Raw genomic sequence first — 22,222 nt, 5'->3', positions numbered from 1 at the left:
GTTTTGGGGCTAATTAGCGACCCTTGTTTGCCGCGCTTAATGCACATCCTGACAGAGGTAGCTTTCAAGGTAAGGATCCATGCCGGGAAAGGGCGATCGCACCACAGTCCCCTCACCCCCTTAAAATCAGGAAATGCAACATCAGAACCCATTCCCCCCAATTCCCTCCTGTACCTGGAGCCGTCCCATCGGTCTGGGCTGGGAGAAACCCTACACCGTCCGCTATACCAGTAATCTGGATGACGGTCCGTTTCATGGAATGCCGCTGGGTGGCTTTGGTGCCGGGTGCATTGGGCGATCGCATCGGGGCGACTTTAACCTCTGGCACATCGACGGCGGCGAACACATCTTCAAACCCATGCCCGCCTGCCAGTTCAGCATCTTTGAGCAAAGCGGCTCCCAAACCCAGGCATCCGCCCTCTGCACCGAACCACCAGAAGATGGCAGCCTGAGCCAATGGAATTGGTATCCAGCGGCAGGAGGCAGGCGCAGGGGGGCAGGGGAGCGAGGGGAACAGGAGCAGAGGGGCGGAGGGGCACGGGAGCCAGACTCAGCACCCGACTCTAACAACCAACAACCAACAACTAACAACTCCTCCACAGGCACTTACCACGCCCTTTACCCCCGCAGTTGGTTTGTTTATGAAAATGTCTTCCAGGCAGACCTGACCTGTGAACAGTTTTCACCCATCATTGCCCAGAACTACCAGGAAACCAGCTACCCCGTTGCCATTTTTGAGTGGACGGCACACAACCCCACTGACCAGCCAATCACCCTCAGCATCATGCTGACCTGGCAAAACATGGTGGGCTGGTTCACCAATGCCCTCAAATCCTCAGAAGTGAAAATCCGGGATGATGGCAGCCCAGTGTACGAGTATCAGCCCCGTTTAGGAGAAAGTGCTGGCAACTTCAATCGACTCACAGGGGATGAGCAGCGGATTGGAATTGTCATGGGAAGGGAGCCGGGGGGCAGGGGAGCCGAGTGGCAGGGGAGCCAAGGGGCAGAGGGGAACTCTCAACTCTCAACTGTTAACTCTCAAATCCCTACTCCCCACTCCCCACTCCCCGCCGAAGGTAATGGACAGTGGGCGATCGCCACCTTCCTCAATCCCACCCTGTTTGAAGTCTTCTACCACACGCGCTGGAACCCTGCTGGGGATGGGTCTGATCTGTGGCAGGCATTTGCCAGGGATGGTTCCCTGCCAGATGTGGATGATGAAACTCCAGCCGAGGAGGGAGAGCAGATTGGAGGGGCGATCGCCGTTCGCTTTACCCTCCAACCTGGACAAACCCGCAAACTTCCCTTTGTCCTGAGTTGGGATTTTCCGGTCACTGAGTTTGCCCAGGGCGTGGAGTACTTCCGACGCTATACCGATTTTTTTGGTCGCAACGGACAGAACGCCTGGAGTATTGCCCGGACTGCCCTGAAGCACTATCCCACCTGGCGTGAAAAGATTCAGACCTGGCAGCAACCGATTTTAGACCAGCAGGACCTACCTGACTGGTTCAAAATGGCGCTATTCAACGAACTTTACAACCTGACGGATGGTGGCACCCTCTGGAGTGCAGCGGATGAACGCGACTCGGTAGGTCAGTTTGCGGTACTGGAATGTATTGACTACCGCTGGTACGAAAGCCTGGATGTGCGGCTGTATGCTTCCTTTGCCCTGCTACATCTGTTTCCCAAACTGGAAAAAGCCATTATGCGTGCCTTTGCCCGGGCAATTCCTGCCAGGGACGATCGCACCCGCATCATCGGCTACTACTACACCATAGGGGCAGACAGTCCAATGGCAGTCCGCAAAGCGGCTGGGGCAACTCCCCACGACCTGGGCGCACCCAACGAACATGTCTGGGAAAAGACCAATTACACCAGTTACCAGGACTGCAACCTGTGGAAAGACCTGCCCTGCGATTTTGTTCTGCAAGTCTATCGAGATTACCTGCTAACCGGCGCAGCCGATGTAGAGTTCCTGGCAGAGTGCTGGGGTGCGATCGTCCAAACCCTCGTCTACCTCAAAACCTTCGATCATGATGGTGATGGCATTCCGGAAAACTCCGGCGCACCCGACCAAACCTTTGACGACTGGAAATTACAGGGAATCAGTGCCTACTGTGGGGGGCTGTGGATAGCGGCGTTAGAAGCAGCGATCGCGATCGGGCAGGTCTTGGAAAGTGCTCAGTTCTCAGATGTTCAGTTCTCAGGTTTGAATGCTGAACTGGACAATCCCATTCAACCCTCAACCCTCAACCCTCAAAACTCCCTATCCCAATTCCAGTCCTGGTTAGACCAATCCCGTCCCATCTATCAAGAAAAGCTCTGGAATGGGCAATACTATCGGCTCGACAGCAACAGCGGTTCCAATGTCGTGATGGCAGACCAACTATGTGGACAGTTCTATGCCCGCCTGCTCAATCTCCCGGATATTGTGCCGCATGACTGCGCCCAGACTGCCCTTAAAACGGTTTACGACTCCTGCTTCGTCAAATTCAACCAGCACTTAGCATCCGGCGCACTCAAAACTCAACGTTTTACATCGGTTCAGGAAGCCAGAGCCGCTGAAGAGAGGATGGAGGGAGCAGAGGAGCAGAGGAGCAGAGGAGCAGAGGAGAATTCTCAACTCTCAACTCTCAACTCTCAACTCCCAACCCCCCTCGGTGCCGCTAACGGTGTCCAACCCGATGGTTCACCGGAAAATCCCAATGCCACCCATCCCCTGGAAGTGTGGACAGGGATTAACTTTGGATTGGCAGCCTTCCTGGTACAGATGGGGATGCAAGCGGAAGCGTTTCAGTTGACGGAAGCGGTGGTGCAACAGATTTACACTCATGGGCTTCAGTTCCGCACTCCAGAGGCAATTACTGCCAGCGGTACCTTTCGCGCCTGTCATTATCTGCGGGCAACGGCGATTTGGGCAATTTATCAGGCTATGTGGGCAAGTGAGGGGTTAGGGGTGAGGAGTGAGGAATGAGGGGTCAGGAGCCAGTCTTCCCTAGCTAATTTTCCCGAGCACACCTTCTACCAGCCAGTTCATTGACTCTAGCTCGATCGCAGTTTGCCCGTAATCTTTAGGAACCACCGTTTTCCCGGTATTGTCCTTTAGTCCGGCTGTGTAAATGATGAGTGACCCATCTTGCAGTTTTGCCTTTGCGGCATCAGCCGCCTTGGTTGCCTCTGGGGATACAGCAGATCCATAGTCAGAAAGTTTCACAAAACCCTCTTTGTAGCCGCCTCGCAACACATGGGGGATCCCATCATTCATGAGCGTTTTGCCTGCTTGAATCTGTTTGGCATACTCAGTGTAGACCGTTGTCCAGTCCCACTCTGCTCCAGTCAGGTAACCCTTGGGAGCCAGGGATGACTGGTTGGCATGGTAGCCCGAACTAAAAATCCCACGCTTCTCGGCCGTTTCAATCACAACTTTGGGGCTGTCTACGTGACAGGTCACCACATCAATTCCCTGATCAACCAGACTGTTGGTTGCCTCTGCCTCCTTCACAGGCTGTGACCAATCACCTGTAAAGATGACTTGAGTTGTGATCGTCGGTTTAATACTGCGTGCCCCCAGCGTAAAACTGTTGATATTGCGAAGCACTTGGGGGATAGGTTTTGCTGCCACAAATCCCAATTTCCCCGATTGGGTCATATAACCTGCCACAATGCCCGCTATATACTGAGCTTCATCAATGTAACCGAAGTAGCTGCCTACATTCTTCGGGTGTTTCCCTTCCTCGTATAACCCGCCGCAGTGGAAAAACTGGACCTCTGGATAGGCGGCTGCCAACTTTAGAATGTGCGGATCAAAATATCCAAACGAGGTTGGAAACACCGCAGCCACTTTATCTTGCTCGATCATGGTCTGCATCACTTCCTGAACCTCTGTTGTTTCAGGAACACCCGCTTGATCGATCGTTTCAACCCCTGCCACACTCTTTAAGCCTTCCTTGCCCTGGAAGTGCGCTTGGTTGTAACCAAAGTCATCTTTGGGTCCCACATAAATAAAACCCATCTCTAACGCTTGATTAGCAACTGGGCTGGATGCCGGATTGCCCGTTGTGGTGTTCGTCGTAGGGGTGCAGCCTGTCCACAGCCGGGAAGTTGCACCAAAAGCCCCTACAGCTAATAACCCTCGAATAATTTGACGACGATTGCTCATAGGTTTTCCTCACACAAGATATACATAGGGAGTAGTGAATGGGGGGTTGTTGGTTGATATGGTTAGTCATTGGTCATTGATCATTCGTCATTGGTATTTACAGACGACAAAGGACGAATGACATAAGGACAAACAACGATACTATGCCCGATCACCAATTACCTCCAAAACCTCAACGCTCAGCTTTCAAATCCTCCCGTTTCCGATTCCACTTTTAAGGCTGTGATTAATGCCTCGGAGTCTGCCACTGCTCCAAATACGCCACCCTGCATTTTGATCATGTTTAAAGCAGCAAGGTGATTCCCGTAATCGGTTGCGCCGGTACAGTCGGACAATAGCAAGCATTCGTAGCCGCGATCGTTGGCATCTCGCATGGTGGTATGGACACACACATCCGTTGTAATGCCTGTCAGAATCAGGTTTTGAATACCGTTACGGTTCAAAATTAAATCCAAATCAGTGGCGTAAAAGGAGCCTTTTCCGGGTTTGTCGATAATCACCTCTCCGGGTAAGGGAGCTAGTTCTGGAATGATTTCCCATCCCGGTTCGCCCCGCACAAGAATCCGACCACAGGGACCCGGATCGCCAATTCCTGCCCCAATTCGCTGCGATCGCCAGCGTTTATTCTCAGGCAAATCCGACAAATCTGGACGATGCCCTTCGCGGGTATGAAGGATCAGACAAGAGAGTGATCGCATGACCCCCAGGAGGCGTTGAATGGGTGCGATCGGTGCTTGCGTCAGAGACAAGTCGTAGCCCATTTTGTCTACATAGCCGCCTTTGCCACAGAAATCGATCTGCATATCGATCACGATCAGCGCTGTGTTCTCTGGGCGTAAATCTCCGTTAAACGGATAGGGATAGGGTTCCGCGTTAACATACCGTCCCATTGCGAACCTCCGACAATTGATGGGTAGTGCGTTGGAGCATAGGCGATCGAATGCGTGATTTAAATCTTCGCTGTAATCTTTAGCACATTCTCTCCAGGCTGAATCGTATTCCACGTTACATTTACGTCCTTCAGATACCGCAAAGTAATGAGATCATCCCCCTTGCTGTAGATTCGACTTTGTAATACAGCAATTTTCATTTGTGTATGCCACACAGAATCCTGGTTGTGCCTTAATACAACGGCATTCATTGTGTGGCACTCGTCTAAAAACTGCTGTAACTCTAATTTTCAATCCGGCGTCGCCGAATAGTAGGGATGAAACTTACTTAATTGAAGCGATGCGTTACGCTGGTGCTAACGCTTTTTTACAGCAGAGTGGGCGATCGCGCTCATCCATTTAGGGGGAAATCCTATGCCCTGCCAACATCTAAATCCACTGACGTTAGAAAACTTGATTCCGAAAGCTAACTATCCCGTATTTCGGTGTGAAGAGTGTATTCGGATCAACGATCGCTGGGTACATCTCCGGATTTGCCAAACCTGTGGCAAGATGCTGTGCTGTGACTCTTCTAAAAATCAACATGCACGCCACCACTATGAGGAGACTGGGCATCCTGTAATCAGTTCAGCAGAATTAGGAGAACAATGGTTGTGGTGTTTTGTAGATGAGCAACAGAAGGGCTATTGATGATGGTTGTTAGTTAAGTCGGTGATCTCATCTACCCACGCAATCTACAACAGAAAATTGACGAGGCGATCAATGCAATTCATACGCCAATCTATGCTGTTATATATCGCACTGAGTTTGCATCTGTCCAAACAATTTAAAGAGATGTGGTAACTAAACTCTTTGAGAAGTTAGATCAATAGAAAATGTTTCTCGTCAGGCACCGCTATTGATATGAAGATCAACTCACTGAAGCAAATGTAACCACAAAATTTACAGCCGTTTCCCCTTATGTAAGACACCTTCACTCATCCACGCATCCACACGTAATTGTGGTTTACTCATCTGAAAATCGCTGTAAGTCAGTGCCATTGATCCCATAGTTACTACTGACCTTGTAATAGCACGATTGTAATAGCACGAAAGAAGTAGCACTAAAATTTAAGCCGGATTAGTCACTCCTATGCATCACGCTTCAATTCGGACGGCTAATATTCACCGGGCGATCGCTTTCTATGAGCAGCTCGGATTTGAAGTACGAGAACGGTTTACGACAGGTTATACATTAGCCTGTTGGATGGAAGGTTTGAATGGGCGGATTGAGTTAATCCAGATCCCCCAACCCAAACCTGCTCACGATGCCTTTGGGGATGAGCATTACGTGGGCTACTACCACCTCTCCTTTGACCTGACCACAATAACGGATGACCTACCCACCTGGCTAGAAACCCTCAAACACCATTTCGCCCAAGCCAACCAGAAGCAACCGGATCAGGTAAAGCCGCTCAAAGTACTTTTGGAACCAGAACAACAGATGATTGGCGATCGCGTTTACGAAGTTGCCTTCATTGCAGATGTGGATGGATTGCCGTTAGAGTTTATTCGGATAGTGGAGAGGTGAGGGGGCAGGAAATGTTGGTTAGTTTTAGTCAGTGGTCATTAGTCAGTAGTCATTGGTCATTGGTCAGTAGTCCAAGATTTTTAACTCTCAACTCAAAACTCCTTCTCCCTCTCCTCAAGGCTCTTCTTCCTCCGTCTCCTCCGGTGGACTGGGTGAAGGTGAAGGGGTGGAAGTGATTTTGCTGCTGGGGGAAATTTCTTCCAGGGAAATTAGGGCTTCAATAACAGATTTGACGACAGGGGCAGCAACCGTAGAGCCAAAGGCATCTGATCCCTGGGGTTCATCAATAACTGCAACGACCACATACCGGGGGGCTTCGATCGGAAAAATCCCGACAAAGCTCGTGATTTTGGCATTCTCAAAATAGCCGCCATTGGGATTGGCTTTTTGGGCGGTTCCCGTTTTGCCGCCAATCCGGTATCCCGGTACAGTGGCACTTTTGCCGGTGCCTTCTGAGACAACCGTTTCCATCATAGACAGAATGGCTTCGGTGGTTCCTTTTGAGAAAAGCACGCGGGGGGCAGGCAAATTTGGTCGCCAGTAGGGCTGTCCACTGACATCAAACAACCCTCGAACCACATGAGGCGTGACCAGTTTGCCTCCATTTGCCAGAGTGGCATGCAGTTGAGCGAGTTGGATGGGAGTCAGCGAAAATCCCTGCCCAAAGGATGTCGTTGCCCGCTCTACCGAAGAGTTGACGAAGGTGTCCTGGTCTTTAAATTGACCGGGTGACTCCGAGGGTAGATCGATGCCAGTAGCTTCGCCAATGCCCAATCGTTTTAGCCAGCGGTAGTAGGCTTCGGGCTTAATCTGCTGAACAATATGGACCATCCCCACGTTACTAGAGTATTTGATGATGTCCGTAACTGATACCGTTCCCCTACCACCTGAACTGGAAAAGTCATAGTTTTGGATGGGCCAACCACCTATTGTAATTCGTCCTTCGTCCATGAAGTAGCTGTTGGATTTGATCGAACCGTTTTCCAACGCGATCGCCACATTGATGGGCTTAAAGGTTGATCCCGGCTCATACAGATCAGCGATCGCCCAATTCTTAAACCGCTCTACAGGATATTTGTAATACCAGTTGGGGTCATAGGAAGGAGCCGTCACCAGGGATAGCAGGGAACCATCCCGCACATCCATCACCACGACAGCACCACGCTTGGCATTAAACGGCTTCATCTGTTGCCGCAGAGCGTTTAAAGCCACCCGTTGCAAACGGGTATCTATCGTTAGCTGAAGCTGTAACGCATCCAGGCTATGAAAGCCGGAGGGCACATTGTCAGGCAGGAAGGAACCATCTCCGGTACGTCGCAGTACTGCGTCTTTGGCGGTGCGCTCCAGTACGCTCTGCTGGCTCAATTCAATTCCCGCCTGCCCTTTCTGGTCATCGTTCACATAACCAACCACGTCTGCCGCTAAATCCTGTTGGGGATAAAAGCGCTGTTGGTACTGAATCAATTCCAGCCCATCCAATCGGAGGCTGGTGATGCGGTCATGGATATTTTCGGACAAAGAATTGCGGATACGAATGCCACTTTCAGTCTCGTCAAACTTCCGCACCAGAGCCGCTGCCGATACATTGAGAATGGGAGCCAGTTGGTCGGCAATTTCCTGTTTTGATTGCTTGAACAGCGTTGGATGGGCGAAAAGAGTATAAACCGGACGATCGAGCGCTAGAACAGTTCCCGTGCGGTCAATCACCTGGCGACGGGGAACAAACGGTCGCAGATAAACCATTTGCTGCTCCTGTGCCCGTTTCTGTAGTTCAGGAGCCTGCACCACTTGCAGCCGGAATAGATTCAACGCCAGCCCCCCGGCACTGACCAGCAAAACACCCCAGACGAGAAACAGGCGGAAAGGGGAAGGTTCTGCTTTCGAGATCAGAGGCGATCGCAAAGAACGCCCTCCCACAACAGAAAGGCGACGAGGACGGTGAGAGCGGAGGGTACGGGGATGACTGCCCATAATTGAGGCGAAGGAGAACGGAGGATCGCTAATAGCCTAAGGGTTTTTGAGTCTTGGTTTCGACCGGAGGTTGTGGTGGTATCACGGCTGGTTGTTGCCGTTTGGCAGCAGGTTGTAAAAAGATTGTGCTGTCGGGAGTTTTGGTAATCAATCCGGCACCCGGTCGTTCCGCTTGCTTGGCAATGTAGTTTCGCATCGTTTCACCAGCAGCGGTAATTTCCCGCTCACTGCGCTGGAGGGTTTTAAGCTTGCGGTATTCGGTACTCCAGAGGTGTTGAGTGTAGACCGTACCGCTATAGACAATCAGCGTGGCGATCGCCAGCAAAAACACGACCAGCACCGAACCGCGCTCCAATCGAATTAGCCATCGCAGCCACAGAGGCATTGGTCGAGTGACCGGCAGACGACGAACATTCGTCCCTGATCGACCTCCAGCAAACGAACCCGTTGGAAATGGGATCGGTGCTCTGGGAGAAGGCTGGATATTAGAAAACGAGTTTACCCGGGTGGGTAGGGGATACACCGGAGGTCGCCGGGATGAAGGTCGCCGGGGGCGGGTCGATGTTCGATACGCATTAGACATTGTGCTGCTCACCACTCCTCTCATTTTGCCTGCCGACCAGGCATTGACTCTATCACTCCTACCCCAAGCATACCTAGATTGCTGTAAGCGGACGGTTGGAATTCACCAGGACTTTAGAACTATATCGGTTAATTTGTAAACAAATTCCTAAACCTCACCAACTTAGAAACCTATAGTTTTTCCTGGTAAAAATATCTACTTCCCAACTTGGATGAGGTTTATCTCTAGATTGCCCAGTGGAAAAAATATCAGTAGTTCGCAAAAATATCCAGTTCGTAAACAAAAATTACGGATTTTGCAAGCTCCATTCCCGTTGACCAAAAGCAGTCGTTTTGTCTAACAGCCCCCTTTGATTAAAAATACTCCTTTGAAATCGCTGCTATCTGAACAGGGTTGACCACTGACTGCTAGGATACTAGCCGAAGTTCAGCCCATCGTTTCAGAATCATTTCAAACAGGTTGCTCAAAACGGTATCCGTATGGCAAAGGAAATTGAACAGAAAGACCAGCAGCATCCCCTCTGGGGCAACGATCGCCAGATTGTCAATACTCTTCTAGCCGGAGAGCCAACCGACTATAACCTGGCAGAACTGGCACGTTTGCGAATTCGCTACCACGGCTTTCCCGGAGCCAGAGACATTCAGGCAGACCTGGATAAAGTGCTTAGCCAGTGGAACCTATCCGAAGACACCCTCCACGAAAAAACCCGCCAAATCCATGCAGAGGCACAGGTTTACAAAGGGCGCGGCTCCCAGCGGGAGGATTGGAGTTAGGCAAAAGCGATAAGGGGGGAGAGGGGGAGGTTTGAACATGAAGGTGGTGCTGAATAGCAGCATGAATTGAAAGTCTTCAATTCATACCACTCTCAATTCATACCCAAAATCAGCAACGCCGGTATAATAATCAACAACTTTTCTCCCCTTTCCCCAAATAAAAAGCCTGACTTTCGCCAGGCTGGTCACTACTCTCTCATACTTGAAAAAACTTTTAGATTTGATCTGCCCCTTTAAAAAAAGCAGTAGATCCAAATATCCTGTTGCTTACCGATCAACTGCCTACAGATCCCCACCGCGTGCAGCAAGGAGGAAAATCACAGCAGGTCCGGCAATCACAATTGCAGCTAACATGGTTAGCTGGGCGATCGCCTCAAAATTAATCCCACCGAATACATTGAGCAGGTCATTAAGAAAACCCATTACCCCTCCGAGTCCTACGTCAATAGCCAGTGAACAGAAAAGTCAGTGAACAGAAAAGCCAGTTGAAATTTCTGCGACGGAGTCTATTTTATCGGTCTAGTGTCTCACTTTTAAGAAAGTTAATAAAAGTATACGAACCTCCATTCCCTTACGCCTAAGGCATTTCTTGCACTATAAGCAAATAATATGTGGTTCGTTTGGCAGAAAGGTTAAGCTGGTTTAACAAAGCGTTTTACCTGTGGATTTGAGTCATGGCGACGTGGCAGTGTGTGAAAAATTGCGGTGCCTGTTGTCACCTGGAACCCGCCGATCGCCCTGAATTGGCAGAGTACCTCTCCCCAGAAGAATTGGAGCTTTATCTGAGTATGGTAGGCGAGGGGGGATGGTGCGTTCACTTTGACCATGAGGCGCGTGAGTGCAGTATTTATTCAAACCGTCCCCGGTTCTGTCGAGTGCAGTCCGATGTGTTTCAGGAAATGTATGGCGTTGAGCCGGAAGACTTAAATGACTTTGCGATCGACTGCTGCCGCCAGCAAATTGAGGGTGTGTATGGCGATCGCAGCCTGGAAATGCTCCGCTTCGATCGAGAAGTTGGCATTTTCTAGCCTATAGGACTTACACCTGACACCTGGCACAATCTTCCCCAAGGTTAGAAGAGATCTATCTTCAGTCAAATGAAAATTTTGAGGACAGAGGTGAGGATTGGGATAGAAGTTTATTCCCTCAAACCCCTATGGCATTAAAGTTAAGCGTCCCCACTCTAAATAGCTCTGAATCGGCGCAAGAGTTGAAGGAAGTCATCCTCACGTCTGAACCAGATGCAAAGATAGATATTGATCTCCAGGCTAAAACTGTCACCGTAGAAGCAAAAGCCTCAGAAGAAACCTTTAAGCAATTGATCGTCGCTGCCGGACACGAAATCAATTAGTAGAGCAGGTCTAATCATAGGCTTCTTGATTAGGACGGGGTGCAAGGCTGGAATCCCTGGCTAGGGATTGCGCCCCACCTCTTCTATCTTGAATGTCCCAAGGTGACTGTTAGCTGCTGTAGCAGGTAACAGTATAGGGTAAAAATTTTTTGGTGGAGGAGTTACCCATCAAGGGCGGTAGTCAAGCAAAGTTACAGAACCTCTAACTGGTTTAGAAGTGAAGTGTTGGTTCTGAATAAAACATACAGGGGAGTATCCGTTGCCTGCCAGAATTCGGCAGCTTCTTGCAAAATTTCGATCGCCGTCGCCCATTGAGCGGGACTCCGTTGGGCAAAATTTTCTGGATAGCTATATAGCAGAACGAATTTGGTACCTGATCGGCGACCTAAAGCCTCATCCAGATACCGGATACATTCCTCCAATGCATCCCAATTTTGCCCAAAGTAGGCAGGGAAGTTCATTGTCTCCGCACAGCGCTGAAGAAACTCTGCTTTGTTAGAAATGGCTGTTCCGTCCAGGTCAAAAAACCGCCAACCTTTTTGTTCGCAGAGGAAAGATAGCTCATTGATGTTGGTTTCTGGTTGAACTTTGTATAGCCCAGGTGGATATTTACCGTCCAACGCAGCAATGACTGGATTCATCATGGATTCTCCCCTGAACGTTCAAAGCTTGACTTTGACGAAACTTCGATAGTGGTTGGCAGTGTAGTAATAGTCGTAGCGTTTGCTGGCGACAATCCTGCGTGCCCCGCGATCGCGACTTCCTGGAGTCGGAACCGTGTACTCGCGGTAATAACCCCTGGCAGCAGGCGGTAAAAGCCTTTCACGGTTATTGAAAATGGTTCCATCTTTGGCATAAGGAAAGGGACCACCCTGCTGGATGAGGCGAATAGTGGTTTTGACCTCTGGGGGTAGCCGAGTGACCGAAACGATGGGGATTTGAGTTGTAATTGCACTCGCATCAGCAACGAACGGATGCACTGGGGTTTGCCCCTGAGCCGGGAGACCCGATCCGACTGTGACTAAAAGCGCCAGCAGGAACGCAATGAATTGATGGATGATTCGCATGGGGTGGACATTACTTAAAACGATGGTTATTCACTGACCGCCATTGCTTCCAACGCTGTCTGGAGTTCCTGGGTCAGGTCGGCGATCGCTTGCTTTGCCCCTTTCCGATTTTCCTTGTAAGCATCCCAACGTTGTGAAACGGAGATAGGCTGACCGACCGTTAGGAGAGCCACCTGCTTACCCAACTTGGGACGGTTAAAGGGGCTTCTTCCCTTGAGTCTGGCAAACATATCCCACATCAGCAGCGTCGTTTCGGCAAACCGTTCAGCGGTTGGCTTTTCTAAGACGTATTTGCCGGTCACCGCGACAAAACTTTCGACGATCCGCATGTGCCATGCCCGCAGATCCGCTTCTTCAGCCACCCGGTCAGCCAGTCCTCGCTCCAACGGAGACAGATTCTCGACTTGTTTGAAATCTTCCCGGTAGATGTAATCCCAGGCAGCCTGTTCTAATCGACGGCAGCGATCGATCAGCGTCCCCTTCGGCTGTAGGTTAAAAAACTGCTCTGCCACCTTCAGGGCAGCATCAAGCAGGGCACTTAAGCGGGCTGCAAACTCCTCATTTGGGATGGGAACGTAGGGTTCCGTGGCCTTAACTGGTTTTGCTTTGATCGGCTTTACCGTTGGTAACACTTGATGGTAAAAGCGCGTGTAATAGTCTTCCATGATGCCCAGTAAGTGTTCGCCCAAACGGTACAGCCGCTTGTAACGCAATGCTTCCAGCGTCTCTCCAGTGGAGGGTTGCATTTCAGCTAACCCAGCATCGATTTCTAACGTGGTCAACAAATCATCGATCGCCTTCCAGGGTGGAGTCACGTAACAATAACGAATACCCAGGGGAAGCATCAGCACATCTTCAGACCGTCCGGCTTTCTGCAAGTCTTCCAGACACCAGAAACCAAGCTGACTGATTCCTGGCTCCAGAGGACTGACAATTTCCGTGTGACCATTGGTTGCGCCTTCGGGTGCCGCCGCCAGTGGCAGGGTGCCATTGGCAAATAGGTTTCGGGCAGAGCGCAAGCCCAACAAATCAATCTTGCCGCGATGAATGGGAGTCCCCCCCAGACGAGCGTACAGCCAGCCCATGAACTTACCTGCCCAGAGGGGAATGCCGCGATCATACATAAAGTGGGCATGAATCAGACCCGGCAACGGCACACCTTGTTCTCTGGCGACCTGGGGCACCAGACGAGACAGGAGGTATGCCAGACACAGGGGGTCATCGGCACTGGGATGGCGAAATGCGATCAGAAACCGGACTTTACCGGCTTGAAATTGGCGGTACAGATCGACCAGAACCTCAACGTTTTCTGCCTGAATATCACTAATGGCTGTCCTGGACTGGATGATCAGCGGTAAAAGTGCTTGCAAGGTTTGCACAACCTTTGGACTCAAGGCGGGCGGGATGAATTCTAAAGGGGGTTGAGCTTGCTGAATCGAACGAGGCAAGGGAGTTCTCCTGTTTTGGTAACATCCTGGTTATATTCTGACAGGTGTTAAAGATCAGATGCTTTACTGGAAAAATCAACGTTTCTACAGGGTGCTATTCAGCCAACACGCTCAGGAGCTTTGGAGTTAGAGTTCCGTAGGATCGATTTGATCATGATAAAAATTGCACAATCAAATGGCTGGTTCGTATTCCTTAAAATTAGTTTATTCTCTGGCAAATTCCCAGTCTAAAGCATTGAGTGAAGTGATGGATTGGGTTAAACAACTGGAACAGTCTAACGCCAAGCTCCAACAAAAAGTTAACCAGCAAACGCAGGAATTGGAACGATGCAGCCAGCATCTTAAGAATGTGTTGAACGACTCCCATCGAATGCAACGCCATTTAGTCCAAATGGAAAAAATGGCAATGCTGGGGCAAATGGTAGCTGGAATTTCCCATGAAATTAACAATCCAATCAACTTTCTCTACGGCAACCTGCCTTATGTAGAGGCACACGTTGAAGACTTGCTAAGAGTATTGCAGGCGTATCAATCTAGTAATCCTCATATAACCCAAGCAGTGCAAGCAGTCCTGGAAGAAGTGGAATTAGACTTTTTGTTGGAGGATTTACCTCGGATTGTCAGTTCAATGAAACTGGGGACAGATCGCATTCGAGAACTGGTTCTCACCTTGCGCAATTTTTATCGGTTAGATGAACCAGAGATGAAGCCCGCGGATTTACATGAAGGAATCAACAATACACTCCTGCTGTTGCAACATCGCTACAAACAAGAAGTTGAAATTGTCAAAGAGTTTGGTGATATCCCACTGATTGAGTGTCATATTAATCAGCTTAATCAAGTGTTTATGAACCTATTAAGCAATGCGATCGATGCTTTGCTAGAACAATCACCTGACCGATTAGTCAATTCAACCAATGACAAAACTACAAAGCAGATTGTCATTAAAACTGAAAAACTGGGGAGCGATCGCCTCGCTGTTAGTATCACTGACAATGGACCCGGCATCCCCCTTGAAGTCCAGGAACGCCTGTTTGAGCCATTCTTCACTACCAAACCAATGGGTATCGGCACTGGCTTAGGGTTATCCATCTCCTACCAGATCGTGACCGAAAACCACCAGGGACGAATTTTTTGTTGTTCTGCCCCCAGCGGCGGCACCACGTTTATGGTGGAATTGCCAATGTGGCAGCAGCGGGAGGATGGGGCGATGGGGTGAGGATGGGTGTATGGGTATGGGCAAGGGAAGAAAGAATGGTAATTCCTACCACCTACCAGCTTTTCTATCCCTCACTCAAACCTCAAAGCTTTGGGCTTAGACCTTCGAGGTCTGGGCTGAAAGTTGAGATTACGGAGTTTAATCGATCGCATGTTGCTTGAGGTCGTTTAGGGAAACGTATTCCAGGGCGGAGGCATGGGTAGCGGTCAGGACAACCGGGGGAGCAACCCCATCATCCAGCGCTTCTTTCCAGCGGGAGGCACAGAGACACCAGCGATCGCCTGGCTTTAAACCCGGAAACGAAAACGCTGGAACTGGGGTACTCAAATCATTGCCCTGGGATTTCGTGTATTTCAGAAACTCTTCTGTTACCTGGGCGCAGACTACATGGGCACCAACATCCCCTGCGCCAGTACTGCACTTGCCATCCCGATAAAAACCTGTTATGGGAGAAGTACAGCAAGTTTCCAGGGGTGTGCCCAGGACATTGCTAGATTGCGACATAACCCTATACTCCGAATCCTAGCCTTTCATCCGGTAGCTTAACGGGATCGCGGGGCGATCGCAAGCTGCCGAGGTTTGAAATCGGTGGTGTTTCAAATATGTGGTCGGTTTCTGCTAGGGGCATTGCAATGCAATGCCCCTACGGAACGTAAACAACAAATTTAGAACACTACTCACTCGCGGCATCACCTATTTTTGGGTTTTGCTCTCCTCACGTAATTTGGCACCAGCTTTTAAATAATCTGTCAAGGCTTCACCCAATTTCTCTTCCGGTGTTTTCTGTGGCTTTGGCACAAAAAAGTCAGCTAACAGCAAAGCGGTCAGGGTGGAAAAAACAATCAATCCAGGAATCATAATGTTGTTTCAGTGACGATTTTCTCTACTAAACAATAATGGTTCTTTTGCACCAGTTTTGGTACGACTGTACACAAATATATAAAAACTCTCTGGCTAAAGGAAGTTCTTGGTTTGGTTTGTAATTAAAGCGGCTGCGCTTGGGATTAAGTCAGAACACTGTTTTTTCACCCAAGTGGATGAACTGCAATGGCGAAGTGTCTAGTCTTTTCGGAGCGTACAGTAAAGATAGTTTGGGACGTTAAATCGAGGAAATAAACAATGAAACTAAGCTATCGGGGTACAACCTACAACGCAAAATCAGCGATCGCAACGGTTCCTGGTAAAGTGGTCGGCCGCTATCGTGGCGTTGAACTACACGAACAAGTGGTTGCTCTTCCCAAAAACCAGTAATGTCTTTCGCCGCTAAAGTGAGACTTTCCCTAAAAAGCCCCTGAGATTCAGAGGCTTTTTTGTTGGCTCAGAAACGAAGCTGCAATTCATCCTGCGATTTATAGCTGTCGCCAGGTTTGTTAGTACATGGGGGGGGTAAAGGGTGTGTGTGGGCACTGCCCCCAGCCAGGGGTTCCACCCCTGCACCCCGGACTAAATCAGGTGACTATGGCTATAGCAACCGTTCTAACTGAGTTGCACGCGCTTTTCAAATTCCTCACGGGTTGTCTCTACTAAATCCAGGACATCCTGGTAAATCTCACTGTGTTCCTGCTTCAACCATGCCAACAACCGGGTTAACTGGGCATTTCTTAGCTCCAGATCTGCCTGAAAAATCGCAGCGGTTGCCATATGGGTCGCGTACTCTGTGGGATGCCCTTGGGTGACAAACGCAGCGGTCAGGGCTTCCAGGGCATGTTGGCGAATGGGGTCGGTTTTCATAGGAGGAAAAGTCATCAACAGGGAACTACACAGACTGACGCTGTGTTGAAAGTAATTGGTAAGCGGCAGTGAAGTCATCCGTAGAAATCTGGATTGTGGTGGGGTCGGTTTGACCCTGGGCACGGTAGCGTCGGATGGCTTCCAGGGCAGCCTGGTTACTGAGGAGTGCCAGATCAGCCCCATTCCAACCTTCGGTCAGGGTTGACCACTCTGCCAGATCAACGTTAGCTGCCAGGGGGCGATCGCCATTATGAACTTGCAGAATTGCCAGACGGCTATGCTGGTCTGGAAGGTCTACTTTGAGTTGAAAGTCAAGTCGTCCAGCTCGTAGGAGTGCCGGGTCAAGCGCATCGGGACGGTTGGTGGCACCAATCAACAGGACATTGAGACATTCCTGAAGCCCATCCAGTTCAGTCAGGAGTTGCCCAACGACGCGATCGCTCACCCCCGAATCTCCTTGAAACCGTCCTCGGGCGGGAGCCAGGGTGTCAATCTCATCAATAAACACGACGCAGGGAGCCGCCTGCCTTGCTTTGGTAAACAGTTCTCGCACTTCCTGTTCGGCAGCACCGACCCAACGGCTCAACAGTTCGGGACCATTGACCGCAATGAAGTTTGCCCGTGCCTGGGAAGCCACTGCCTTTGCCAGCAGAGTTTTTCCGGTTCCAGGCGGACCCCAAAGCAGAATCCCTCTAGGCGCTTTTGCCCCGGTGCGTTCGTACAGCTCAGGGTAGAGCAGGGCACCTTCAACCGATTCTTGGAGAGTGGATTTGATTTCTTCCAGCCCGCCAATTTGCTCCCAGGGCACATTGGGCGCTTCTACTTCCACCGATCTCAGCACCGAGGGCTTGACTTCCTTGAGCGCCTGGACAAAATCTTCCCGGTTGACGGTCATGGTGTCGGGTAACGGGTCTTGCAAGGAAGACACCTGGCGACGTAGGGCAGTATAGGCGGCTTTTTGACAGACTGCCTTCAGGTCAGCCCCAACCATGCCTACTGTCAGGTCAGCGATCGCCCCTAAATCGACGGTTCCATCCAATGGCATTGAGCGGGTAAGGATAGTGAAAATTTCCAGCCGTCCGTTGCGATCGGGAACGCGAAACTGCACTTCTCGGTCAAACCGACCCGGACGACGCAAAGCCGGATCCAGGTGATTGGGACGATTGGTTGCTGCCAGAACAATCACTCCCTGGGTTTTGGCAAAACCATCCATTAACCCCAACAATTGGGCAACCAGCCGTTTTTCGACTTCGCCTTCGACTTTGCTGCGATCGGGCGCAAGGCTATCAATTTCATCAATAAACACAATGCAGGGAGCCGCTTTTGCCGCTTTCTCAAAAATGCCGCGCAGCCGTCCTTCGGCTTCCCCGTAATATTTGCCCATGATTTCGGGACCGACGATCGCGATGTAATTTACCCCCAGTTCCTCCGCTAACCCCCTGGCAGTCAAGGTCTTCCCGGTACCCGGAGGACCAACCAGCAATACTCCCCGTGGCGGTTCCAACCCAAGTTTTGCCAGCAAGTCTGGGCGTTTGAGGGGAATCTCCACCAGTTCCCGCAACTCTTTAACGACTTCTGCCAGTCCACCCACTTCCTTTAAAGACACAGCCGAATCTCCAGTATCGGCGGGAGGAGGGGTTACAATTGCCTCCGGATCAGGACTGCTTCCCTGCCCCTCTGCTCCTCCCCCTGGATTTGGGCGTACTCGACTAACTCCAATTCCGCCTGGAATATTGCCCTGCCTGGGAATACTGCTAAAAGAACGGGAGTTGATCTGGATATCCGTTTTCAATTCTCCTTTCTCTGCCTTTTCTTCCAGCGTTTTGGCAAGTTCCAGCAGTTGTTCAAAGCCTTTGAAGAAATCACTCATGGGAGGGAACAGGTGGTAGGTGGTACGTGGTAGATGTCGGGTATCGGGATGGGAATTGGGAGTTGGGAGTTGAGAGTTGAAAATTGGGAGTTGAGAGTTAAGCTACTGAAACCTCACACCTCACACTTCTCTAACAAGCCATCCTGTAGCCTTTACCTGACTGACTGCCCAGCTATCGCTAAGAAGGCAGGGTATTAAAGAGTGAGTGTTCCCAAAACGATGAATCAATTCGACGTGCTTCGGTTGGCGATGTTTAGCGGTAAGGGAGGGGTGGGTAAAACAACGCTTGCCTGCGGGTTTGCGCGTCGTTGGGCGCGTCGGTTTCCAGATGAAGAAATATTGCTGCTATCAACGGACCCGGCGCATTCGTTGGGGGATGTGTTGCAGATGGCGGTTGCAGATTCGGCTCAAAGAGTTGGGGATCTGCCGAACCTGCGGGTGAGGGCGCTGGATGCGGGAAGTTTGTTGAAAGACTTTAAAGCAAAATATGGCAAGGTTTTAGAGCTTCTGGTGGAACGGGGGAGTTTTGTCCAGAATGATGACCTGACTCCGGTATGGGATCTGGGGTTTCCAGGGCTGGATGAGCTGATGAGTATTCTGGAAATCCAGCGGATTTTGCAAGACAGGGAAGCGGATCGAATTGTGGTGGATATGGCTCCCAGTGGGCATACGCTCAATCTGTTTGGCTTAATGAATTTTTTGGAAGAGTTTTTGAGGGCGCTGGAGTTGTTTCAGGAGAAGCATCGGGTCATCAGCCAAACCTTTACTGGACGATATACAGCAGATGCGGCGGATGATTTTCTGCAAACGATGGGGGCTGAACTGGCTGGGGGGCGACAACTGCTTCAGGATGGGGACTTTACCGGGTGTCTGGTGGTAGCGATCGCCGAACCGATGAGTCTGCTGGAAACGGAGCGGTTTTTAGCCGCTCTGGAACAGTTGGGCATTCCAACGGCTGGCATGGTTGTGAATCGGGTGCTGGGCGAGAGGGGGCAGGGGGCAGGGGGCAGGGGTGAGAAGAAGGATGATTCTTTGCCTTTTCTGGATCGATTTGGTGAGCAGCAAAAGGTTCTCTCTAATTTGCTCAACCTGGCAGAGGAAAAGCCTATGTTTGGCGTACCGCAGCAAGATAGGGAGCCGATTGGGGCGATCGCGCTGGATAACCTGATGGCTCAAGTGTTTGAAATTAGCAAACCCCCTATTCTGTCTGAAGTGGCTCCAATCCCCATTCCAGAGAAGGTGTTGCCTGGCTTGAGCGATTTTGTTGCGGAGGGCAGACGACTGCTGATTGTGGGTGGCAAAGGCGGCGTGGGAAAAACAACGGTGGCAGCGGCGATCGCCTGGGGGATGGCAGAAAAATATGGCGATCGGGCAATCCGGGTGGTGTCGATTGACCCTGCCCATTCCCTGGGAGATGCATTTGGGCAACCCTTGGGACATCTAGCTGCTCAAATTCGCCCAAACCTGACCGGGCAGGAAGTGGATGCAGAGGCAGTACTCGATCAGTTCCGATCTGAGTACCTGTGGGAACTGGCAGAGATGATGAGTGGTGAAACCAGTGACGGGGAGGTCACCCTCAAAATTGCCTATGGTCCTGAGGCGTGGCGCAAAATTGTGACACAGGCACTTCCAGGCATTGATGAAATGTTGTCCCTGATAACCGTGATGGATCTGCTGGAGTCGGGTACACAAGATCTGGTAGTGCTGGATACTGCGCCAACAGGACATTTATTGCGATTTCTGGAGATGCCAGCAGCAATGAGTGACTGGCTTGCCTGGATTTTTAAGCTCTGGATCAAGTACCAGGATATGCTGGGACGGACGGATTTTATGGGGCGGCTGCGGACGTTAAGGCAGCGGGTGGTGCAGGCACAGAAAAAGCTGAAAGACCCACACCACACGGAGTTTATTGGTGTTGTGCTGGCAGAAGCGGCGGTGATTGCCGAAGCCCAACGATTGAGTGATGCGCTGAGCCATATGGGAATTGCCCAGCGCTATATTGTTCACAATCGTTTTGAGCCAAAGGTTGACCAGCAGCAGATGATCTCAAACTTTTCTACCCAGACGATGGTTCACCTACCAAGGCTGCCGCGATCGGTGTCTCCGCTTGAGCGCATTGCGATCGCGGCAACATTACTGTTTTAGAGAATCTCAGCCATAGCGGAGAGCAGGGGTCAGGAGGCAACCATTGTTCGTTGTTAGGAATAAAAATTTAAGGTAGTAATCTTTTGCGCCCCTCTGCAACGTAATGGCTTAAGCAATCCTGGTTCTAACGATTAAGTTGTGCGACGGCAGACAGGCTTTGATTCTCACAAATAGCCTCTCGGTGGTCGGCTCCAACAACTTTATGGGAGGTGCGCTGTCTACGCGGATTCCAAATGAGCCACAGGAATCTGTTCGGTTCTTTCTGGTGCTTTTGCTCCAGTTGCAACCGCATGAACTGCATGGAGAATATCGGCTGAGTAGTACCGATTGCCGCAGGTATTACAGACACCAATTGTCACATCTTCTAGAATGACGAACCCATCTCTGTGCTTGAATGCCTCACGTTTAACCAGGCGTGGTTGAACGGTTCCTTCACAATATTCGCATTTGTATCCATACATATCGTCAGCCCTTAAGTTCAGTGACTTCATAAACTGTAATGATTAGATAACGTCCATTGTTAGCGAAACGTCCAACCACTCCAACAGGTGTCTGCCGATCCAATGCAGTTCCTACTACTATAAATTTTGTGCCTCTGGGGTCGTCTCTTTCAATTCGGATAATATGACGAACCGCTTCCTCTATATCCAGGATAGTCAGCAAATCTTCAGCCATCTCTTCCATTGCGTGGGCTGACATATCGTACTGGCGGAGCCGAATTTTCTCTCTGATGTGGTCAATATCGTTACGAGGCACAGAAATCTACTCTGGAATTGGGGTATGACGAAAAGAAGAGGAATACTAACAGATAAGGCTGGAACTACGTCCCAACAAACAGCCTAACGGTTGCGGTCAGCGGTTGCCATACCCTTTGAACTCAGCGCCAACGGCTTCCTTACTCCGCTGCTCCGAATTGTTCGGTACTGCCTCTCACGGGCGGCTCCGGAGTTCCTCAACGGCGTGGAGAATTAGCGGATCGTTTGGGTCTGTTGTTTTCACATATTTTGAGGCGATCCCGTTTCCTGTCAAAGCCGTGACCAGAAGCGTGCCGGGAGTCTGCGACAGTTCAACTCGGTAGCCGGTCTCAAGTAGCGGAACCCAGTAATCCAAGGACTCGATCACCTTAATGTTCCGCTCGGTGGATCGTAGCGTGCGTAATTCTGGCAACAGATCTTTAAGATAGAGCATGCCGATCGACGTAATGGTTGATATGCGAACAGACGCCGCCTTGTCCTGAAGTAGCGTCCTGTAGAGAGCAATCTGAAACTCTAGCGGAAACGAACGGGACAGATAAAATGCCAAGCCACGCCGAACAGCCGCAGACCGATGGTGGGCTAATTGGCTAACATGGGTGCTAAGCGAAGGGTGATTAAGCGCCAAGTCCATGAGGACGTAAAACCCCAGTTCCCTCTCATTGGCATTGCCGTCCGCCACGAGCTCGAACA

26 protein-coding genes are annotated in these 22,222 nt (G+C 50.5%); 10 read left to right on the top strand and 16 right to left on the bottom strand.

Annotated elements, in window-relative coordinates; genetic code table 11:
• Nucleotides 1-36: 36 nt before the first annotated feature.
• Complete coding sequence (locus AC1S52_RS13855) at nt 37-102, bottom strand: DUF4058 family protein (protein WP_482029665.1); 66 nt, start codon at nt 100-102, stop codon at nt 37-39.
• A 31-nt stretch (nt 103-133) separates the two neighbouring features.
• On the opposite strand from AC1S52_RS13855, the gene AC1S52_RS13850 reads away from it, so the two are divergent.
• Nucleotides 134-2,974: a GH116 family glycosyl hydrolase gene (locus tag AC1S52_RS13850; protein ID WP_482029602.1), complete on the top strand. Its 2,841-nt coding sequence runs from the start codon at nt 134-136 to the stop codon at nt 2,972-2,974.
• Nucleotides 2,975-2,995: 21 nt separating this feature from the next.
• Here the strand turns inward: AC1S52_RS13850 and AC1S52_RS13845 are convergent, their stop codons facing one another.
• Both AC1S52_RS13845 and biuH read right to left on the bottom strand, forming a co-directional pair.
• Nucleotides 2,996-4,159, bottom strand: a complete 1,164-nt coding sequence (locus tag AC1S52_RS13845; protein ID WP_482029601.1) for a BMP family ABC transporter substrate-binding protein — start codon at nt 4,157-4,159, stop codon at nt 2,996-2,998.
• 179 nt (nt 4,160-4,338) lie between these two features.
• Nucleotides 4,339-5,049, bottom strand: coding sequence for a biuret amidohydrolase (gene biuH / locus AC1S52_RS13840; RefSeq protein ID WP_482029600.1), 711 nt, complete (start codon nt 5,047-5,049; stop codon nt 4,339-4,341).
• Nucleotides 5,050-5,463: 414 nt separating this feature from the next.
• Between biuH and AC1S52_RS13835 the strand changes: the two genes are divergently transcribed.
• Together AC1S52_RS13835 and AC1S52_RS13830 are read left to right on the top strand one after the other, a co-directional pair.
• Nucleotides 5,464-5,739 (top strand): UBP-type zinc finger domain-containing protein, encoded by a 276-nt coding sequence (locus tag AC1S52_RS13835; RefSeq protein WP_482029599.1) that lies wholly within the window; start codon nt 5,464-5,466, stop codon nt 5,737-5,739.
• 442 nt (nt 5,740-6,181) lie between these two features.
• Nucleotides 6,182-6,619 carry a VOC family protein gene (locus AC1S52_RS13830; protein WP_482029598.1) on the top strand — a complete coding sequence of 146 codons (438 nt, stop codon included), beginning with the start codon at nt 6,182-6,184 and terminating at the stop codon, nt 6,617-6,619.
• Nucleotides 6,620-6,733: 114 nt separating this feature from the next.
• On the opposite strand, the gene AC1S52_RS13825 is transcribed toward AC1S52_RS13830, so the two are convergent.
• Nucleotides 6,734-8,590, bottom strand: coding sequence for a peptidoglycan D,D-transpeptidase FtsI family protein (locus AC1S52_RS13825; protein ID WP_482029597.1), 1,857 nt, complete (start codon nt 8,588-8,590; stop codon nt 6,734-6,736).
• 28 nt (nt 8,591-8,618) lie between these two features.
• Entirely contained in the window at nt 8,619-8,975 is a 357-nt protein-coding gene (locus tag AC1S52_RS13820; RefSeq protein WP_482029596.1) for a hypothetical protein, read from the bottom strand.
• 7 nt (nt 8,976-8,982) lie between these two features.
• On the opposite strand from AC1S52_RS13820, the gene AC1S52_RS13815 reads away from it, so the two are divergent.
• Nucleotides 8,983-9,312 carry a hypothetical protein gene (locus tag AC1S52_RS13815; RefSeq protein ID WP_482029595.1) on the top strand — a complete coding sequence of 110 codons (330 nt, stop codon included), beginning with the start codon at nt 8,983-8,985 and terminating at the stop codon, nt 9,310-9,312.
• Between the two features lie 340 nt (nt 9,313-9,652).
• Nucleotides 9,653-9,946 carry a DUF3288 family protein gene (locus tag AC1S52_RS13810; protein WP_482029594.1) on the top strand — a complete coding sequence of 98 codons (294 nt, stop codon included), beginning with the start codon at nt 9,653-9,655 and terminating at the stop codon, nt 9,944-9,946.
• A 282-nt stretch (nt 9,947-10,228) separates the two neighbouring features.
• Here AC1S52_RS13810 and psb30 read toward each other — a convergent pair whose 3' ends face one another.
• Nucleotides 10,229-10,369, bottom strand: coding sequence for a photosystem II reaction center protein Ycf12/Psb30 (gene psb30, locus AC1S52_RS13805; RefSeq protein ID WP_482029593.1), 141 nt, complete (start codon nt 10,367-10,369; stop codon nt 10,229-10,231).
• 251 nt (nt 10,370-10,620) lie between these two features.
• On the opposite strand from psb30, the gene AC1S52_RS13800 reads away from it, so the two are divergent.
• Both AC1S52_RS13800 and AC1S52_RS13795 read left to right on the top strand, forming a co-directional pair.
• Nucleotides 10,621-10,974, top strand: coding sequence for a YkgJ family cysteine cluster protein (locus tag AC1S52_RS13800; protein ID WP_482029592.1), 354 nt, complete (start codon nt 10,621-10,623; stop codon nt 10,972-10,974).
• Between the two features lie 128 nt (nt 10,975-11,102).
• The gene (locus AC1S52_RS13795) at nt 11,103-11,297 is read left to right on the top strand and encodes a cation transporter (protein ID WP_482029591.1); all 195 of its coding nucleotides are present in this window, start codon (nt 11,103-11,105) and stop codon (nt 11,295-11,297) included.
• 191 nt (nt 11,298-11,488) lie between these two features.
• Here the strand turns inward: AC1S52_RS13795 and AC1S52_RS13790 are convergent, their stop codons facing one another.
• The 3 genes from AC1S52_RS13790 to AC1S52_RS13780 are packed head-to-tail and all read right to left on the bottom strand — an operon-like array spanning nt 11,489 to nt 13,812.
• Nucleotides 11,489-11,941, bottom strand: a complete 453-nt coding sequence (locus tag AC1S52_RS13790) for a barstar family protein (RefSeq protein WP_482029590.1) — start codon at nt 11,939-11,941, stop codon at nt 11,489-11,491.
• A gap of 18 nt (nt 11,942-11,959) precedes the next feature.
• Complete coding sequence (locus tag AC1S52_RS13785) at nt 11,960-12,364, bottom strand: guanyl-specific ribonuclease (RefSeq protein WP_482029589.1); 405 nt, start codon at nt 12,362-12,364, stop codon at nt 11,960-11,962.
• A gap of 26 nt (nt 12,365-12,390) precedes the next feature.
• Entirely contained in the window at nt 12,391-13,812 is a 1,422-nt protein-coding gene (locus AC1S52_RS13780; RefSeq protein ID WP_482029588.1) for a 1-acyl-sn-glycerol-3-phosphate acyltransferase, read from the bottom strand.
• A gap of 175 nt (nt 13,813-13,987) precedes the next feature.
• Here AC1S52_RS13780 and AC1S52_RS13775 point away from each other — a divergent pair, with 175 nt between their 5' ends.
• Nucleotides 13,988-15,031: a sensor histidine kinase gene (locus tag AC1S52_RS13775; RefSeq protein WP_482029587.1), complete on the top strand. Its 1,044-nt coding sequence runs from the start codon at nt 13,988-13,990 to the stop codon at nt 15,029-15,031.
• Nucleotides 15,032-15,169: 138 nt separating this feature from the next.
• Here AC1S52_RS13775 and AC1S52_RS13770 read toward each other — a convergent pair whose 3' ends face one another.
• Complete coding sequence (locus AC1S52_RS13770) at nt 15,170-15,535, bottom strand: DUF2237 family protein (protein ID WP_482029586.1); 366 nt, start codon at nt 15,533-15,535, stop codon at nt 15,170-15,172.
• A 189-nt stretch (nt 15,536-15,724) separates the two neighbouring features.
• Entirely contained in the window at nt 15,725-15,889 is a 165-nt protein-coding gene (locus AC1S52_RS13765; protein WP_482029585.1) for a hypothetical protein, read from the bottom strand.
• 261 nt (nt 15,890-16,150) lie between these two features.
• Between AC1S52_RS13765 and AC1S52_RS13760 the strand changes: the two genes are divergently transcribed.
• Complete coding sequence (locus AC1S52_RS13760) at nt 16,151-16,282, top strand: DUF4278 domain-containing protein (protein WP_482029584.1); 132 nt, start codon at nt 16,151-16,153, stop codon at nt 16,280-16,282.
• 225 nt (nt 16,283-16,507) lie between these two features.
• On the opposite strand, the gene AC1S52_RS13755 is transcribed toward AC1S52_RS13760, so the two are convergent.
• Together AC1S52_RS13755 and AC1S52_RS13750 are read right to left on the bottom strand one after the other, a co-directional pair.
• Nucleotides 16,508-16,777: a hypothetical protein gene (locus AC1S52_RS13755; RefSeq protein ID WP_482029583.1), complete on the bottom strand. Its 270-nt coding sequence runs from the start codon at nt 16,775-16,777 to the stop codon at nt 16,508-16,510.
• Nucleotides 16,778-16,787: 10 nt separating this feature from the next.
• Nucleotides 16,788-18,632 (bottom strand): AAA family ATPase, encoded by a 1,845-nt coding sequence (locus tag AC1S52_RS13750; protein ID WP_482029582.1) that lies wholly within the window; start codon nt 18,630-18,632, stop codon nt 16,788-16,790.
• Nucleotides 18,633-18,851: 219 nt separating this feature from the next.
• On the opposite strand from AC1S52_RS13750, the gene AC1S52_RS13745 reads away from it, so the two are divergent.
• Nucleotides 18,852-20,777, top strand: coding sequence for an ArsA family ATPase (locus tag AC1S52_RS13745; RefSeq protein ID WP_482029581.1), 1,926 nt, complete (start codon nt 18,852-18,854; stop codon nt 20,775-20,777).
• 218 nt (nt 20,778-20,995) lie between these two features.
• On the opposite strand, the gene AC1S52_RS13740 is transcribed toward AC1S52_RS13745, so the two are convergent.
• From AC1S52_RS13740 to AC1S52_RS13730, 3 genes are all read right to left on the bottom strand, one after another.
• Nucleotides 20,996-21,238, bottom strand: a complete 243-nt coding sequence (locus AC1S52_RS13740) for a YgiT-type zinc finger protein (protein WP_482029580.1) — start codon at nt 21,236-21,238, stop codon at nt 20,996-20,998.
• A 4-nt stretch (nt 21,239-21,242) separates the two neighbouring features.
• Nucleotides 21,243-21,533, bottom strand: coding sequence for a DUF4258 domain-containing protein (locus AC1S52_RS13735; protein ID WP_482029579.1), 291 nt, complete (start codon nt 21,531-21,533; stop codon nt 21,243-21,245).
• Nucleotides 21,534-21,707: 174 nt separating this feature from the next.
• Complete coding sequence (locus AC1S52_RS13730) at nt 21,708-22,163, bottom strand: hypothetical protein (protein WP_482029578.1); 456 nt, start codon at nt 22,161-22,163, stop codon at nt 21,708-21,710.
• Between the last annotated feature and the right edge of the window lie 59 nt (nt 22,164-22,222).

This window comes from Kovacikia sp. CALU 1929, assembly GCF_056784235.1.
Note: the sequence above shows the minus strand (reverse complement) of the source record. Positions and strands in the feature narration are given on the sequence as shown.

What these genes read in the sequence shown, in the direction of transcription:
- AC1S52_RS13785 (WP_482029589.1), bottom strand. Translation starts at nt 12,364, where the DNA reads ATGCGAATCATCCATCAATTCATTGCGTTCCTGCTGGCGCTTTTAGTC.
- AC1S52_RS13830 (WP_482029598.1), top strand. Translation starts at nt 6,182, where the DNA reads ATGCATCACGCTTCAATTCGGACGGCTAATATTCACCGGGCGATCGCT.
- psb30 (WP_482029593.1), bottom strand. Translation starts at nt 10,369, where the DNA reads ATGGGTTTTCTTAATGACCTGCTCAATGTATTCGGTGGGATTAATTTT.
- AC1S52_RS13835 (WP_482029599.1), top strand. Translation starts at nt 5,464, where the DNA reads ATGCCCTGCCAACATCTAAATCCACTGACGTTAGAAAACTTGATTCCG.
- AC1S52_RS13740 (WP_482029580.1), bottom strand. Translation starts at nt 21,238, where the DNA reads ATGTATGGATACAAATGCGAATATTGTGAAGGAACCGTTCAACCACGC.
- AC1S52_RS13820 (WP_482029596.1), bottom strand. Translation starts at nt 8,975, where the DNA reads ATGCCTCTGTGGCTGCGATGGCTAATTCGATTGGAGCGCGGTTCGGTG.
- AC1S52_RS13825 (WP_482029597.1), bottom strand. Translation starts at nt 8,590, where the DNA reads ATGGGCAGTCATCCCCGTACCCTCCGCTCTCACCGTCCTCGTCGCCTT.
- AC1S52_RS13790 (WP_482029590.1), bottom strand. Translation starts at nt 11,941, where the DNA reads ATGATGAATCCAGTCATTGCTGCGTTGGACGGTAAATATCCACCTGGG.
- AC1S52_RS13760 (WP_482029584.1), top strand. Translation starts at nt 16,151, where the DNA reads ATGAAACTAAGCTATCGGGGTACAACCTACAACGCAAAATCAGCGATC.
- AC1S52_RS13750 (WP_482029582.1), bottom strand. Translation starts at nt 18,632, where the DNA reads ATGAGTGATTTCTTCAAAGGCTTTGAACAACTGCTGGAACTTGCCAAA.
- AC1S52_RS13800 (WP_482029592.1), top strand. Translation starts at nt 10,621, where the DNA reads ATGGCGACGTGGCAGTGTGTGAAAAATTGCGGTGCCTGTTGTCACCTG.
- AC1S52_RS13775 (WP_482029587.1), top strand. Translation starts at nt 13,988, where the DNA reads ATGGCTGGTTCGTATTCCTTAAAATTAGTTTATTCTCTGGCAAATTCC.
- AC1S52_RS13745 (WP_482029581.1), top strand. Translation starts at nt 18,852, where the DNA reads ATGAATCAATTCGACGTGCTTCGGTTGGCGATGTTTAGCGGTAAGGGA.
- AC1S52_RS13850 (WP_482029602.1), top strand. Translation starts at nt 134, where the DNA reads ATGCAACATCAGAACCCATTCCCCCCAATTCCCTCCTGTACCTGGAGC.
- AC1S52_RS13755 (WP_482029583.1), bottom strand. Translation starts at nt 16,777, where the DNA reads ATGACTTTTCCTCCTATGAAAACCGACCCCATTCGCCAACATGCCCTG.
- AC1S52_RS13795 (WP_482029591.1), top strand. Translation starts at nt 11,103, where the DNA reads ATGGCATTAAAGTTAAGCGTCCCCACTCTAAATAGCTCTGAATCGGCG.
- AC1S52_RS13765 (WP_482029585.1), bottom strand. Translation starts at nt 15,889, where the DNA reads ATGATTCCTGGATTGATTGTTTTTTCCACCCTGACCGCTTTGCTGTTA.
- AC1S52_RS13730 (WP_482029578.1), bottom strand. Translation starts at nt 22,163, where the DNA reads ATGGACTTGGCGCTTAATCACCCTTCGCTTAGCACCCATGTTAGCCAA.
- AC1S52_RS13770 (WP_482029586.1), bottom strand. Translation starts at nt 15,535, where the DNA reads ATGTCGCAATCTAGCAATGTCCTGGGCACACCCCTGGAAACTTGCTGT.
- AC1S52_RS13810 (WP_482029594.1), top strand. Translation starts at nt 9,653, where the DNA reads ATGGCAAAGGAAATTGAACAGAAAGACCAGCAGCATCCCCTCTGGGGC.
- AC1S52_RS13845 (WP_482029601.1), bottom strand. Translation starts at nt 4,159, where the DNA reads ATGAGCAATCGTCGTCAAATTATTCGAGGGTTATTAGCTGTAGGGGCT.
- biuH (WP_482029600.1), bottom strand. Translation starts at nt 5,049, where the DNA reads ATGGGACGGTATGTTAACGCGGAACCCTATCCCTATCCGTTTAACGGA.